Below are 14,626 nucleotides of genomic sequence, written 5' to 3' on the forward strand. Positions count from 1 at the left end.
GCGTCGTCAATGCAGGAGTTGATTTTGAAGATTTTAATGTTGATTTTGTTGGCCCTGACGGTGGCTTGTTCAGATGCGGAGCAGCGCCAATGCCAGGATGATGAACTCTATGACCAACTCAACGATACCTGTGTACCACGGGGGCGTGTAGACAATAACGTCAACAATCCAAGTGATATGGGCACGGAAGACCAAAACAACGACACGCCAGACGCCGATGTGGTGGACATGGCGCCGGAAGATAGTCCGCCGGACATCATCACAAATCCAAACAACAATATTCCTGACGAATGCGACCAAGATCGCGACGGTTCGCTGAGTTTCGAATGTGGTGGCCAAGATTGTGACGACAACGATGGACGCCGCTCTCCGCTGCTCCAAGAGATCTGCGATCACGTCGACAACAACTGTAATGACGAGATCAATGACGGCATTCAGTGCTCGTTCTACGCACACTCAGGCGATACTCTCTACCTCATCGATCCCTTCAAGAAGGAGATCCAATCGGTACTCGAGGAGCTTCCGAACCTTCAGGATATCGACACTCATCCCGACGGCACTCTCTACGGCGTCACCTTCGACGGCTTTTATGCCTACGATGACGCCAACAACACGTGGGCGAAGATCGGTGACTTTGGGATCGACGTTGAGGACCCGAACGGCATGGCGATCGACTTTGACGGTACCGTCTTCGTGACTGGCCAAGACAAGATTTACACCATCAATCGTTTGACTGGAGCTGCATCGCTTCTGGGTGATGTGGGTCAGAACTTCTACTCAAGCGGCGATTGTGTGGTCAATAAGTTCGACACGCTCTTCATGACGTCGAAGCACGATGAGACCCAAGACCACCTTGTTCAAGTCAGCCGCGCCACGGGCGAAGGCACCGAAATTGGACCCATCGGTTACGACCGAATATTCGGTTTGATCGCAGCCTGGGGCACACTTTACGGCCTGACCCGAGATGGCGAACTCCTCTCGATTAACGAGTCGACTGGCGAAGGCACGCTCATTCATACCTTCCAAAATGTCCGCTTCTTCGGTGCTGCAAGTACCCCGGACCGATAAAATCGACAATTGTGGTTCACTCAAAGCCAACGACTCGCTATGCTCTTGGCTTTGAGGAGTCCGACACATGGGAAATTTCATCGACACTGCGGCAGATTTTGAGCACCGACTAGGCGAGCTCTCTGCCACCCTTTTTCGAGTAGAGTCGCACGTGCGACGCAAGGAGTTCCGAGCCGCTACCGCGCTACTTGAAACGATGCTCGATGAATTTGAACAGCTCAGTAAAGACATGGAGCTCCCACTCGAGACCGTGGTCGTGGGCGCTCAGCTAGGCTTCTTCTCCGGTGGGTCATTGATTCGCGGAAGAATTCCGGGAGCACTGCTCGGTGCCACCGCGGGATGGCTATATGGGCAGCACATGCTTCAGAAACACCGACTATTCCTCAACGAACTCCTCTCCAGAGTCGAAGAGATTCATAAAGAGTTGCACCCATCATGATGATTCGGTTTGGTCTTGTCGGCATTTTGGTCCTCCTTGGCGCATGCGCTGAGGGCGAGACCAGCAACAACGCGGATATGGGGACCACCAACAACGTTTCGAGCCCAACGAATAACGTGACGACGCCGACCAATGGTCAAACAACTCCCGAAGAAGATACTGGACCAAGCTGTGGTGTCTGTTGTCCGATGGAGCGCTCTTGTACCGACGAGACGACCGTCGGAGTTTGCAGGGCTGATGGGCAAAGCTTTGAGACGACGGCGTGTGATGAAGGCCAGGTGTGCGAAAACGCAGAGTGTGTGGATCCCCCTGTGTGCCAGCCTGGTGACCGAAGTTGCTACGATAGCGTGACTCTACTGACGTGTCGGCAGACCGGCGATGGTTTCACGACCTCGCCCTGTGACGAGGGACTCAGCTGTGTGGACGGCGAGTGCCTGAGCGGCAGTCCGAACGGCACAGCATGCAACGCAGATGATGAATGTGCTTCTGGAGAATGTCGGTGCGGAAGCAACACAGACGACACCTGCCCTAATTCTCCTTCTCAGGGCTATTGTGCGGCCCGCTCATGCGATTCTGAGAGTTGCGGGGTCGATGGGGCGTGTTTCGCTGCGGAAGCCGCTCCGCTGGACCCCAGCGTAGATTTCGACCACTGTCTGAGTAAATGCACACCTGGTTCTTGTGCAGCAGGGCTAACGTGTATCGGTGTCCCTTCTCGAGGTGAGACAGGCTTGGAGTGGAATGACGCCTGCTATTTTGAAGGCTTCGTGGCCATCGGAGGCGAATGTACACAAGACTCTCAGTGCATCGGCGGCGTTTGCCTGACGGACTATTTTAGCCCTGACGAGCCTGGCTACTGTACTCGACGCTGCGACGAAGACTCTTCGTGTCCCGACAACGCGGCGTGCGTCAACCTGCGCGCTGGCACGTTCTATTGTTCGTTGAAATGTGGGAGTGGCTCCGTGACCGGAAATCAAACCTGTCCATTCGATACGGCTTCACGGTTCGATGTGACATGTGCCAATTTCAACCGACCAGATGGAACGGCAGTTAGGACCTGCGCCAGTCAGCGCGACTAAAGACGAACTAACCGACGCGGTGGAACTTAATCAGATTAGTCTCTGCGTGCGGGCGCACAGGCGAGCCCATCACCACGATCACTTCGTCGCCAGTCGTCACTTCGTGATTCTGTTTGAGAACCTCTTCAATTCGCTGAATCGCGTTTTCCGATGTGTACTGCTGGTCGCCGTCCGTGTCCGCTGAGAGATCGAGCTCGATATGGTGCGGTGCGACTCCCCAGTAAAGAGCCATTTGACGGGCGAGCTTCTCATCAGGCGTACACGCGAAGATTGGCTTGTTAGGCCTGTAGGTCATCAAAAGTCGAGCAGTAGACCCCGTGAGCGTAAGCACGACGATCCCTTTGACGTCCAGTTCGTGCGCAGCGACCGCGGCGGAGCGTGCCACAGCAGCTGGGAACGTCTTCAAGTGCTCCGATGCGTCGAGTTCGAGTTTCGCGTGCCCGTGGGACTCAACTTCGTTGATGATATCAGCCATCATGCGTACCGACTGAACTGGATACTTGCCTGACGCGGTCTCGCCGGAAAGCATGACAGCGTCGGTCCCATCGAGAACGGCGTTCGCAACGTCTGAAGCTTCAGCACGGGTGGGTCTGGAGTTTTCCGTCATCGATTCGAGCATCTGCGTCGCTGTGATGGATATCCTACCCATTGAATTCGCAATCCGAATCGCGCGTTTCTGAATGATCGGCACCTTTTGAGGAGGAAGCTCAACGCCCAAGTCCCCGCGAGCGACCATGATCCCATCCGAAACCGAAATGATGTCCTCGAGAACATCGATCGCTTGAGGTTTCTCGATCTTTGAAATGATCTTCGGGTGCCGCTTCTCCGGCATCCGGGCCCGGAGTTGGTGAATGTCGAGCGGCGACCTCACAAAACTCAGAGCTACAAAGTCGACTCCAAGGTCGAGACCAAAGCTCAAGTCCTCTTCGTCCTTTGGCGTCAAACTGGGCGCCGAGACGGCTGCACCAGGAATGTTGATGCCCTTATTGTTCTTGAGCGTTCCACCGATCTCTACGACACAATGGACTTCGGGTCCGTGAACACCGGCGACACGGAGTTGGAGCAGACCGTCATCAAGCAGGAGAATATCACCCGCTTTGACATCCCGATGGAGCTCTTTGTATGTGGTCGAGACGCGTTCCTGGTTCCCGACGAAATCGTCCACTGAGATTGTGAAATCAGCGCCATCAACGAGCTCGATCTGCCCCTCCTCAAACTTGCCAACGCGGATTTTAGGCCCCTGCAAGTCTTGAAGAATCGCCACGGGTTTTCTGAGTTCCGCCGAAATCCTGCGAATATCTTCAAATACGCGAGCGTGGATATCGTGGGTTCCGTGCGAGAAATTCAGGCGAGCGACATTCATACCAGCCAAAATCAGCTCCGCGATCATGTCTTCGGAGGTAGAGGCTGGGCCGAGTGTGCATACAATTTTGGTGCGTCTCATATTCTCTCAAGGGTCAGGAGACTAAGATAGAGTTTTCGCTAATTTGATTACCGAGTGAATCAGCCGATGACAATGCGGTTTCTACCGCTCTGTTTGGCTTGATACAATCTGTCGTCCGAAAGTTTGATGAACGCAAACGGGTTGACGTCAGATTCAGAAGAATTCGGCACCACCTTCTTGTACTCTTCCAGATCGGAAATTCCCATCGAGAGCGTGATCGGGATGGTGATATTATCGAAGATGAAGGGTTGGTCGGAGATAATCTTGCGGAGCTTTTCGGCCATTTGACCCGCTTTATGCTTGTCCACTTCGGGCAGCACCAGCGCAAACTCCTCTCCACCGTAGCGAGCGACGATATCGTCTCGGCGAATATGTTCTCTTATGCGCTTTGCGAGTTGGCGCAAGATATGGTCGCCGGCAAGGTGGCCGTACGTGTCATTGATGGGCTTAAAGTGGTCGATATCACACATGATGAGTGAAAGCTCCCGATCGTAGCGAAGCGAGCGGCTCATCTCACGTTCCATCTCTTTCAAGAGGAAGCGCTTATTGTAGACCTGAGTCAAACCGTCAGTCGTGGTCAGCCGGTAAATCTCGTCGTGATACTGAGCCTCCACGTTGGAACCGCTAAGAAACTTGAAGATGGTACGGCCAATCTTAATCTGGTCGCCATCCATGAGCGGTCTTTCAGAAATCGCGACGTCGTTGACGTAGGTCCCGTTCGTGGACTGAAGGTCTCGAGCGACAATCTTATCCCCATAATTCTCGATTGTAGCGTGAGAACGAGAAATCGACTCTTCATCGATTTGGATGTCGACCTTGCTAGAACGGCCGATCACAGTGTGGGCTTGGCCTAACACGTACTTCTTGCCCAAATCGGCACCGTTGATCACCACAAGGCACGCCTCTCTTTTGGCCTGCTCCTGAGGAATCTTCGAGATTACCGTTACAACTGTGCTATCTTTTCCCATCTAAGTGTCACACGCGGGGTGCTGCGAAATCGATCCCTAAAAAGCCATCTGTAATCGTAATACTTTTTTGCATCTTACACCGAGTTATGGCCGAACGCAAAGCGTGACATGCCAAAAGTGGTCTCTGGAAATAATTCGGAAACGTGTAGAATAACGCGGTGGCGTTTGGCGTTTTATCCGCCGAGTGCGGTGAATCATGAGTCTGAAACCAACACAACGCAATTCACATCAGGGGAGTGTGGCGATCGGCTTTGTGCTTTCAGTACTCTTGCACCTGCCGCTCCTGCTACTTACGGGGCGAATGCCGACCAACGTTGAGCCGCTTCAGCCCTCGTCCATTCAAAGTCAAAACTCACTCGCCTTGAGCCTCGTCGAAGAGATTCCAGAGGAAGAAAAAGAAGAGGAAGACCCCACAGGACAGGTGGTCTCATTTGAAAGGCCAGATGTAGAAAAGACGCCTGAGAAAGCGAGATTCATCGACCAATACGAGTCGGAATCAGACCGCGAGCAGGTTCGAAAGGCCCTACCTGGGGCCCCTGAAACTCCCACGCCAAAACCTCAACCAAAGCCGACACCGGACTCTCAGGAAGTCGCTGAAGAACGTGCCGAGGAATCGCCCCGCAGCGCCGAAGACCCAGACCTCCCCTCCCCTTTGGAAAAGTCTGATGGCAAGAGTGAGGCTCGCGAGGCGGCCCAGGCGGCCCAGGAACAAAGGTTGAATCCGCAAGCCCTTTTTCCTCAACTCAACGATTCGCGAATCGTAAATCCGGCCGGTCAAGGCGGCTCAATCGACTACTTGAGAGACGTGGATGAGGGCGAGAAGACGCTTCTCAACAGAAAAACTGAGCGCTACTGGGCATTTTTTGACCGAGTAAAGCTGCAGATCGCGGAAGAATATTCGGCACATAAAGTCTACCAACGCCGAGATCCCACCGGAAATATCTACGGGGTGAAGGACCGATACTCAACGGTTCGCGTCACCTTGAATTCCGATGGAAGTGTACGCCAACTGCACGTGAGCCGGCGTTCTGGCCTTGATTTCTTGGATGACGAAGCCGTCAGATCCGTGCGGGAAGCTGCGCCTTTCCACAACCCGCCCGAAGGTCTTAAGGACCAAGATGGCTTGATTCACTTTACGTTTGGCTTCTATCTAGAGATCACCAACGAGCCCAACTTCCGCATCTTTAGATGAACTAGGCCTCTGTCACCACAATTCTAGAGGCGAGGTTTCGGCTCAGTGGAACGTCCGAATCCTGCACGCGCACGGTCATTTGCCCATCAAAGGGAAGCACATCGATCACTTCGATTGTGGAGTCCGGCACGATGCCGACACTGTTCAGGTGCCTGAGGACATCCGGCGCTTGGTCCAGAACACGGGCTACTCGAACACTCATGCCGGGGACAATCTCATGAAGCGGGATGACGTCGCGATGGTGCACGTGACCATCAGCCGTCGGGATTGGATCCCCATGCGGATCAAATTGCGGGTGGCCGAGGAACGCCTCCATTCGCTCGGCTAGTAGGTCACTGATGGCGTGTTCTAGGGCCTCCGCTTCGTCATGAACTTCGTCCCACGTGTAGCCGAGCGTCTCGACCAAAAACATCTCGATCAAACGGTGCTTTCGAATGACCTGTAAAGCCATTCTGCGCCCAAATTCGCTGAGTAAGGCGCCTCGATACGGTTGATACTCAACAAGCCCTTCAGTCGCCATTGACTGAAGCATACTGGTCACAGACGGCTGTGAGACATCAAGCGCACCAGCGAGCACCTTGGTGCTCACACGATCACCTTCCGCCTGCAAGCTGTAGATGGTCTTGAGATAGTTTTCTACCGATACGGTTGGCATAGTCAGCTCTCAGGTCGGCTCAACTCGTGTCTCTTGGGCTCGGAAGTGCGTTCGAAGCCAATCGATCAACACTCCCGCGAAATAGACTGCACCTTGAACGCTCACAATCGCACCTGCTGTGCTCGTGTTCAAGTACACCGAGACATAGAGTCCGATCAGGGACGTTAGAATCGAGAACACAAACGCCACAAAGATATGGGTCTTCAGCGAGCGTGCCAATAATCTTCCAAAGGCCGCAGGAACGATGAAAAAGGAAATCACCAATATCGCACCGACCGCTTCGAAACTGGCCACAGTGCCCACGGAAACGCTAGACATCAGTCCATAATGAAGCGCGGTGACAGGAATCCCTAGAGACGCCGCAAAACCCGCGTCCATTGCAGAGATCTTGAGCCAGCGGAAGAACACGATCAGTAGGGTTGAGAGAACTATTCCCGAAACCCCAAGGAGCCAAAGCGATTCATCGGTCAGGCCGAGCACGTTTCCAAAGAGGACACAGTCGGTATCGATATGCGCGTTCTTGGCCTGCGTGGACAAGAGAATCACACCGAGCGCAAAAAAGGTGGTGAAGACGATGGCCATCGCGGCATCAGGCCGAACCCAGCGACGAGATGAGAGATTCGAGATCAGCAGAGATGCCAAGACCCCCGCAATGGCTGCCCCGGGTAAGAGCACCCACCCTGAGAGCGACCCCACAGCCAGATAAGCGATGACGATGCCAGGAAGCACGATATGAGACATCGCGTCGGACATAAGACTAAGTCGCTTTAGGTAAAGAAACACCCCGGCAGGAACACACACCACGGATACGAGCAGCAGCGCCAAGGCGGCGCGCCACATGAAAGCTCCCCATGTCCATGGTTCGACTATCCAGTTCATGATCTAAAGCGCCTCAAAGCGAGCGTGAAAGCAAAGATTATTGCGGCAGCGAGGACCATCGCTGGTCCCGTTCCAACACCCGAAAACACAAAGCTCGCCCAGCCACCTATTAGGCCACTGAGTGCTCCTAAGATCGCCGAGACCACAACCGTTGCCTTCAGGCTTAACTTGAGATTCAACGCCGCGCTCGGGGCAATGACCAGCATGGCAGATGCCAGCACAGCACCGACGCTTTGTACGCTGACGACCACGACCAACCCGATCCAAAACATCGTACCCACTCGCAAAAGGTGTGGGTTCCATCCGATCGACGAGCAGAAGTCTGGATCAAAGCTCGAGACTTCAAGGGCTCGCCAGAAGATCACGATAGCCGCTGCGGATGCCACAAACACGCCAAACAACGTGAAGAATTGTGCATTGGTCATTGCAGCTGCGTTTCCAAACAAAAATCCACTCAGACCCGCTTGTGCTCCACTTGGATGAGATTGAGCGTAGGAAATCAGAAGGATCCCGAGCCCAAAATAGAACACCAACGACACTCCAATCGACGCGTCGGTGCTAGACCTTCGTCGACCCTCGAGCAAGCTAATCGTAAGTGTGGCTGCCGCAACGGAGGCGAGCGCCCCGCCATAAATCCAGGGGAGTGACTTAGTTCCTGATACGAGGAAACCCGCGGCCACGCCCGGAAGTGTGGCGTGCCCAGCGGCATCCCCAATCAATGAGAGCCTTCTCAAAACCACGAAGACTCCAAGCAGTGCTGAGGTCAAACCTACAAGCGCGGCTCCAAACGTGGCCCGGAGCCCAAATGAGCTCTCTCCGCCCAAAAGCTCAAGGGTATGGGCGATGACCTCACTCATGGTGCTTCCGGGAAGATCGCCACCCTTCCACCATAGGCGGACTTTACGTTTTGTGCGTTGAACACCTCCGATGTCTCACCACTGGCGACGAGCGTTTGGTTCAAGAGTATTACGCGGTCGAAATACTCTTGAACCGTTTGCAAATCGTGGTGGACGACCAGAACAGTTTTTCCATCTTGGCGAAATTGCTTCAGCACCTTCATCAAAGCGGCTTCGGAAACCGCGTCTACACCTTGGAATGGCTCATCCAAGAGTAGAAGTTCGGCCTCTTGAGCGAGCGCTCTTGCTAGAAAGACCCGCTGGGCTTGGCCGCCCGAGAGCTCACCGATTTGCCGGCTACCCAACTCCCTCAAGCCCATTCGCTCGAGAGCAGACTCAACCTTGGATTCGTCCGATTTTGAGTAGCGGCCAAAGAGTCCTAGATGAGGGTATCTGCCTTGTTTTACGACGTCCTTCACGCTCGCCGGAAAGTCCCAATCCACACTTGAACGTTGAGGCACATAGGCAACTTTCTTCCGTTCGATGGATAGCTTCAAATCGCCAGATGTAGGTTTGAGCACTCCGGCGATGCACTTGATGAGCGTTGATTTTCCAGAACCGTTCGGCCCTAGAATCCCCACGATTTGGTCGCCACCAATCTCAAGGGACACATCCTTCAGCGCAACGATATCATCGTACTTTACCCCCAGACCTGAGACTTCGATCAACATGTTCTTAGGGCAATCCTTGCGTGAAGACCTGTGTCTCTCCGCCAAGAGCGTTTACGATCATGGTGACGTTGGTAGTCACCATGCCTTCGTAGTTCTCCGCTCCGCTATCCTTGACTCCAAGGCTGTCAGAATAGAGCGGCCCCGAAACCTTGACATCAGTCTCCCGAGATACCTGGTCAACCAACCCCGAATTCACCGAGGTTTCTGCAAAAACAGCCGGAATCTCGCGGGCCTTGATGAGCTTTATGACGTTCATCACGTCCCGCTGGCTCGCCTCTTGTTCAGTGCTCACCCCCTGAATTCCAACCACTTCAAACTCATAGGCGCGCCCAAAATAGTGAAAGGCGTCATGAGAAGTCACGAGCACTCGCTTAGAGGTCTGGAGCTGGGCCACCTGTTCTTTGACCCATGTATCCAGGGCTTTGAGGCGGCTTCTATATGCGTTTGCGCGGGCCTCAACCTCGTCTTTAGGTGCGATTTGAAGCTCAACGAGTTGTTTCTCAACCCCAGAGGTAGACGTCGACCACAAACTCACATCGAACCAGAAGTGTGGGTCGATATCGGAATCGATTTTCAGCGGCTCAATGCCACTCGTTGCGACAAATACCCTAGCATCCTTGCCACCCGCGTTTCGAACAAGGTCGTCAATCCATCCCTCCAAACCGAGGCCGTTGGTCACGACGAGCGAGGCACGTGACACGTCTCGGACATCCGCAGGCGTAGGCTGATACAAGTGAGGATCAGCCCCAACGGGTACCAATGAACGCACCTTCACGTCCGGACCGGCGAGCTCTTGCACCATATCGGCAAGCATCGTCGTGGTGGTCACCACCTCATAGGAATCAGCGGGCGTAGATTTAGACTCGCATCCAAGTACAAACACGGAAATCAGAATTGCGATCCATCTCATAAACACTCCATGGCGACCCAAACTATGGCTCGCCGCACGAGAATGAATCTAGGCAAATAAAATATTTAGGCAAGTCTAATTTTGTGCCGATTTTGCCATCTTTGCACTGCAAGGCTGACTTCAGGGTCCTGTGGATACGCCAGATTTAAGCCTGAAAGAATGTCTTCCAGGTCTAGACTTGAAGCCACACTTGCGCGCTCACCCACGGTTGAAGGGGTCAATTCGTCGGCACGCCTAAACATCTCGCGCCGCGACCACGTTATGGTTTGGGAGCCCAAGACAAACGCCAATTCGTCCCAAAAGAGTGAGATGGGGTACCAAGACCGACCATCCGCTTGTTTTCTCATCTCAACTTGGTCAGGCACCACGCCACTTAGCGCAGGGTCGCGCAGCCTGAACGCCCATGCTTCCTCGTCCAGGGCAATGAAAACGGCTGCACGGCGTGATTCTTCGAGGCGAGAAAGCAAATGTTGGTGCGGTGTAGCCTCGGTATTTCCCACCATCGTACCAATCGCGACGACGAGGTCAGCATCAGGTAATGAAATCTCGCGAAAATCCCGTCTAATCAGCTCCGCATTCTCAAAATCCGTCCAGGGATGAGGGAAAGACTCCACGGCGATGTAGCGCCCTTGCCATCCACACGCGCGCAGATAACGTCCCAGGTGACCATCACCCGCCCCTAGATCAAGGAGAGACTCATGAGGCTTGATGAGATGGCGGACGACCTCGAACCGAATGTGCCTTTCGAGCGCATTTCGCCAACCCATCTTTCGCGCAGGCACCCCACTCAAGGATTCATAATAAGGTTCAGACAGTTTCATGCGTGAAAAGGTCCGTGACCCTGATGGCTAGAGTTTCGCGATTCGCGCCGTGCGCAAATTCACGAGCCAACTTGAGGGAGGCAGAAAGGTCCGGGTCGGTACTCTCCACTGAACTTCCGAGCGGCTCGAGCTCCAGAACTTTCTCTTCGAATTTGTTCCACTTACCTTCAGCGGCAAGGCAAGCCAACATGTGGACGATGGCCGTGGCAAGGTGGCCAAGTTGCCGACTCGACTTGAAGTAGGTGTAGCACTGGTCAAAGATTCGCAAGGCTTCCGAGAATCTCGCATAATCTCTCAGTATCAGTCCAAGCGTCAGTCTCGAAACCATGCTCTCGTCCGAACCAATTGACTCGAACAACTCGATGGACTGCATACAATAGGTCAGCGCTTGGTCGTAATCTTGGTCATGCCGAGCCAACTCTGCCATGTCATTTAGGCAATCTGCCTGACCCGCACGATTTCCAAGTTCTTGGTAGTGCTGCATAGCCTGATTCGCGAAGTTCCGCGCGGTGTGTAGATATCCCTGACCTCGCGCAGCATCGCCGAGCGCATTCAGGGCCCGCGCGACCCCGTTTAGATTTCCTTTTGCCGCAAAGGTCATCCGCGATTCTTCAAAAAAGGTCTCAGCTTTCTTCAAGTCGCCCATAGCCTCACAGGTCCGGCCAATGCCAAGTATCGCGCGCCCTACCCCATCCACGTCATTCGCGGCCGTAAACGCCTCAAGGGCGCGTTCGAAGAGCCTCAGCGCATCTTTATAGGACCCGTGGGCGAGCTTGCCCTGGGCTTCAATCTCGAGCGCGTCTCGGAGGATCTTTGGCCAATTGTGTTTGCGAGCCTCGATCGACGCCATCTGAGCAAGCCTTGAGGCCTCGTCGAAGTGCGCGCGGTAAAGGTTTGCGCGTGCTGCAATGACTTGAGCACGACCGAAAATCAGGGATTCTCGATCCAGACCAATCTGATGGGCTGTTTGATAGGTCTTTCGGATGTGCTCTTCTGCACGGGCAAAATCGCACATCTCCACTCGAATATCGGCCGCCTCAAGCCTGTATCCAAGGGATGCCTCCCCCTCGTCGGCCTCGGCGAGGAAGTTTGCCATCCTCTCGGAAAATGGGAACTCGTGACGCGTGTAGAGGTTGAGAAGCATTTCTGAACACGCAGCGTTTACAGCTTCCCATCGGTCGTTTTGTTTGGACCAGAGCTCCACAGATTCCCGAAGTAAACCGTGCACAAAGCTCCAGCCATCGTCCCCGAGCTGAATCAAATCATGGGCAACTAACGTGTCCAAGAGATGAGGTTCAACATCGAGCTGCGCCAATTTGCACGCCTTCTGCCATTCGCGATTAGAGACCTCGCGGCCCAACGCCGCTGCGATCTCGAGCGCAATCCTCGAAGCCGATGTGTGCCCAGCGAGTGCGCGTTTGAGCCGGCTAGCCCAGAGTTCGAAGATATTGTTCGGAAGCTCAAGCTTTTCGCCGTGTTTGAGCACAAAGCCAGACTTGCCGAGCTGGAGCTTCGCGCTTTGGACCAGCTCTGTGACGAGCTGCACCGCGAAAAGGGGATTGCCACCGGAACGCTCCTCGACTTCGTCCGCGAGTGCGCCATCCAGACCAAGCATTTCACGCACGAGATTGTCGATCTCGAGCTCATCGAGCGGAGGTACCTCCAGATCCAACGTGGTCGGCCTTCGTTTAATCTCATCGATAAGGGATGCCTCAACCGGCTCTTGATCAATGAGGTCTTGCCGAAGCGTAAGCACAAAGAGAACTGGTAGTTCGCGCGGTCTGTCGAGAATCCAATTTAAGAAACCAAGCGCATCAGCACCCCATTGCACGTCATCAAGCACCACGACCAGAGGACGCTTGTCGGCCACAGCCTCTAGATATCTAAGCATCAAGGCATATCGCTGGTCCGAGCGGGTCATCCTCTCGCTCGAAACATCCTCGGCCTGCCCCATCAAAACGATTTCGGCAAATTTGGAATCGCGAAGCTCGGATGTCTCAGTTTCACGCATGAGCACTTGATTGACGCGTTCACAGAGTTCGTCCTCAAAAAGGCCGACGCATCTCATATGGCTCGAGAACATGCGTCTCAATCCGTCCATCTCCCCAGCGTTGGTGCCATGGTTAGCGACCATGAAGTTCGCCGCGCCGAGTTCTTGAGCACGTTTGGCAAGCCAGGTTGCGAGTCTGCTCTTCCCGGCACCTGGTCCACCGCGCAGAAGAACCGTTTGAGGCGTTCTGGTTTCGCGGGCGCGTCTGAGGGCTGCCCAGAGCTGATTTCGCTTGGTTTCCCTTCCGACCATTGGCAGTGCACGAATCCCGAAAAGGCCAAGACCCACGCCATAGAGCTGCGGCAAGGAGTACTGCGTATGGTTGGACTGCCACTTGGTGGGCATCGGGGGCAGCAGACGACGAATCCCACGTGCGTCCAGGTCGGTGAGAGCCTCGTTGAGGTGCGCGGCGAGCGCTGTAGTCTCGCGGATTTTGTTGTCTTGCAGGACCTGAGTGGTTTGAGGCCGGTCCATGATCGTACGTTCTAGCTCGTCCCAACTCCACTCCTCCTCAGGGTCTTCGGTGGGTGCGGTCGTTGGCCCCTTCACAGGCAACAACGTCACGGTCTTTCGTTTCCTAGACGCAGGAGGAGCCTCCATCAAGCGCAACATATGGGCCGCGTCAGCCGCCAACTGAAATCTGTCTTCTGGGGACTTCTGAAGCAGACGCATGACCCACGGCTCGAACTCCTCGGGCACCGGGATTCGAGGCTTGATGGGCCTTGGCACCTCGAGGGCATGCGCACGTGCGAAGGCGCTGGAAGACGCCTCGACAAAGGGCGGTTCCCCATCCACGAGTTCAAACGCCATACAACCAAGCGCATAGAGGTCCGTCCACGGCCCGTAGTCTCGCCAGGTACCCCGGAACTGTTCGGGCGCCATATAATGAGGTGTTCCCCAGCCCTGCTCTACACTTCCCGCCCGTTCGAAGCTCTCAGCAAGCCTTGCCAAACCGAAGTCCGTCAGCTTGATTCCAGGGGCCTGAGTACCGCACCCAACCAGCACGTTCGCGGGTTTGAGGTCTCGGTGAATGATTCCCTCGGCGTGGGCATGCGCGAGCGCTTCGAGCACAGTGAGGAGCGAAATCCGAATCTCATCCCAACCAAGCACGGCTTGATATTTTCGAAGGGAGCCACGAAGCGCGAGCTCCATCGCGATGTACGGACTCCCAGACACGAGTTTTCCACCGGAAGCCTCCTCGGCCTCGAGGTCGATGGCGCCGTATTCAAGGGGCGCGACAATCCCCGGGTGGTGTAGCGCTGCAACGGCCCGGACTTCGTTTCTAAAACTATCTAAATACGAGTCTTTCCGGGCACCTTCGGCAGTCACGACCTTGATGGCCACCGGCATACCCTCGGCGATATGGAGGCCAGACCAGACCTCTCCCATGCCACCGCGTCCAATGACGTGGCGCAACTCGAACGGGCCGAGTGGGATGGGTTTATTCACGGAACCTCCAAGGCAAAGCGCGAGGATCGTAGCGCCTGTGCGTCAACATCGCAATGGATCTTGCAAGGCCTCGCGATCAACGATAGATGCTCAATGGCCCGCGAACTC

Annotated in this window: 13 protein-coding genes; 4 read left to right on the plus strand and 9 right to left on the minus strand. The window is 54.7% G+C overall.

Features of this window, described 5'->3' with window-relative positions:
• The first annotated feature begins 24 nt into the window (after positions 1–24).
• The 3 genes from FRD01_RS02330 (at position 25) to FRD01_RS02340 (ending at position 2,583) form a co-directional block, all read left to right on the plus strand.
• Complete coding sequence (locus FRD01_RS02330) at positions 25–1,068, plus strand: hypothetical protein (protein ID WP_146957273.1); 1,044 nt, start codon at positions 25–27, stop codon at positions 1,066–1,068.
• A 67-nt stretch (positions 1,069–1,135) separates the two neighbouring features.
• Positions 1,136–1,507: a glycine zipper domain-containing protein gene (locus FRD01_RS02335; RefSeq protein WP_146957275.1), complete on the plus strand. Its 372-nt coding sequence runs from the start codon at positions 1,136–1,138 to the stop codon at positions 1,505–1,507.
• On the plus strand, positions 1,504–2,583 hold the full coding sequence (locus FRD01_RS02340; RefSeq protein WP_146957277.1) for a hypothetical protein: 1,080 nt from the start codon (positions 1,504–1,506) through the stop codon (positions 2,581–2,583). Before FRD01_RS02335 ends, FRD01_RS02340 begins: the two co-directional genes overlap by 4 nt.
• 7 nt (positions 2,584–2,590) lie before the next feature.
• Here FRD01_RS02340 and pyk read toward each other — a convergent pair whose 3' ends face one another.
• A complete protein-coding gene (gene pyk, locus FRD01_RS02345; protein ID WP_146957279.1) occupies positions 2,591–4,027 on the minus strand; it encodes a pyruvate kinase in 1,437 nt (478 codons plus the stop codon).
• A gap of 59 nt (positions 4,028–4,086) precedes the next feature.
• A complete protein-coding gene (locus FRD01_RS02350) occupies positions 4,087–4,995 on the minus strand; it encodes a GGDEF domain-containing protein (protein WP_146957281.1) in 909 nt (302 codons plus the stop codon).
• Between the two features lie 196 nt (positions 4,996–5,191).
• Here FRD01_RS02350 and FRD01_RS02355 point away from each other — a divergent pair, with 196 nt between their 5' ends.
• Complete coding sequence (locus FRD01_RS02355) at positions 5,192–6,187, plus strand: energy transducer TonB (protein WP_146957283.1); 996 nt, start codon at positions 5,192–5,194, stop codon at positions 6,185–6,187.
• Between the two features lies 1 nt (position 6,188).
• Here FRD01_RS02355 and FRD01_RS02360 read toward each other — a convergent pair whose 3' ends face one another.
• The 7 genes from FRD01_RS02360 to FRD01_RS02390 all read right to left on the minus strand — a co-directional run bounded on the left by FRD01_RS02360 (position 6,189) and on the right by FRD01_RS02390 (position 14,518).
• A complete protein-coding gene (locus FRD01_RS02360; RefSeq protein WP_146957285.1) occupies positions 6,189–6,842 on the minus strand; it encodes a metal-dependent transcriptional regulator in 654 nt (217 codons plus the stop codon).
• A gap of 9 nt (positions 6,843–6,851) precedes the next feature.
• Positions 6,852–7,721, minus strand: a complete 870-nt coding sequence (locus FRD01_RS02365) for a metal ABC transporter permease (protein WP_146957287.1) — start codon at positions 7,719–7,721, stop codon at positions 6,852–6,854.
• Positions 7,718–8,578 carry a metal ABC transporter permease gene (locus FRD01_RS02370; protein ID WP_146957289.1) on the minus strand — a complete coding sequence of 287 codons (861 nt, stop codon included), beginning with the start codon at positions 8,576–8,578 and terminating at the stop codon, positions 7,718–7,720. The genes FRD01_RS02365 and FRD01_RS02370 overlap by 4 nt, the downstream gene beginning before the upstream one ends.
• Entirely contained in the window at positions 8,575–9,288 is a 714-nt protein-coding gene (gene aztA / locus FRD01_RS02375) for a zinc ABC transporter ATP-binding protein AztA (RefSeq protein WP_146957291.1), read from the minus strand. Before aztA ends, FRD01_RS02370 begins: the two co-directional genes overlap by 4 nt.
• A 4-nt stretch (positions 9,289–9,292) precedes the next feature.
• Positions 9,293–10,198: a metal ABC transporter substrate-binding protein gene (locus FRD01_RS02380; RefSeq protein WP_146957293.1), complete on the minus strand. Its 906-nt coding sequence runs from the start codon at positions 10,196–10,198 to the stop codon at positions 9,293–9,295.
• Between the two features lie 65 nt (positions 10,199–10,263).
• Positions 10,264–11,019, minus strand: coding sequence for a class I SAM-dependent methyltransferase (locus FRD01_RS02385; RefSeq protein ID WP_146957294.1), 756 nt, complete (start codon positions 11,017–11,019; stop codon positions 10,264–10,266).
• A complete protein-coding gene (locus tag FRD01_RS02390; protein WP_146957296.1) occupies positions 11,006–14,518 on the minus strand; it encodes a serine/threonine-protein kinase in 3,513 nt (1,170 codons plus the stop codon). Before FRD01_RS02390 ends, FRD01_RS02385 begins: the two co-directional genes overlap by 14 nt.
• Positions 14,519–14,626: the final 108 nt, after the last annotated feature.

The sequence above is a fragment of the Microvenator marinus genome (assembly GCF_007993755.1).
Taxonomy (GTDB): Bacteria; Myxococcota_A; Bradymonadia; order Bradymonadales; family Bradymonadaceae; genus Allomicrovenator; species Allomicrovenator marinus.

Bases quoted from the DNA above. Each gene is read 5' to 3' on its own strand.
- FRD01_RS02360 (WP_146957285.1), bottom strand. From the start codon at position 6,842: ATGCCAACCGTATCGGTAGAAAACTATCTCAAGACCATCTACAGCTTG.
- pyk (WP_146957279.1), bottom strand. From the start codon at position 4,027: ATGAGACGCACCAAAATTGTATGCACACTCGGCCCAGCCTCTACCTCC.
- FRD01_RS02335 (WP_146957275.1), top strand. From the start codon at position 1,136: ATGGGAAATTTCATCGACACTGCGGCAGATTTTGAGCACCGACTAGGC.
- FRD01_RS02355 (WP_146957283.1), top strand. From the start codon at position 5,192: ATGAGTCTGAAACCAACACAACGCAATTCACATCAGGGGAGTGTGGCG.
- FRD01_RS02365 (WP_146957287.1), bottom strand. From the start codon at position 7,721: ATGAACTGGATAGTCGAACCATGGACATGGGGAGCTTTCATGTGGCGC.
- FRD01_RS02380 (WP_146957293.1), bottom strand. From the start codon at position 10,198: ATGAGATGGATCGCAATTCTGATTTCCGTGTTTGTACTTGGATGCGAG.
- aztA (WP_146957291.1), bottom strand. From the start codon at position 9,288: ATGTTGATCGAAGTCTCAGGTCTGGGGGTAAAGTACGATGATATCGTT.
- FRD01_RS02340 (WP_146957277.1), top strand. From the start codon at position 1,504: ATGATGATTCGGTTTGGTCTTGTCGGCATTTTGGTCCTCCTTGGCGCA.
- FRD01_RS02370 (WP_146957289.1), bottom strand. From the start codon at position 8,578: ATGAGTGAGGTCATCGCCCATACCCTTGAGCTTTTGGGCGGAGAGAGC.
- FRD01_RS02350 (WP_146957281.1), bottom strand. From the start codon at position 4,995: ATGGGAAAAGATAGCACAGTTGTAACGGTAATCTCGAAGATTCCTCAG.
- FRD01_RS02385 (WP_146957294.1), bottom strand. From the start codon at position 11,019: ATGAAACTGTCTGAACCTTATTATGAATCCTTGAGTGGGGTGCCTGCG.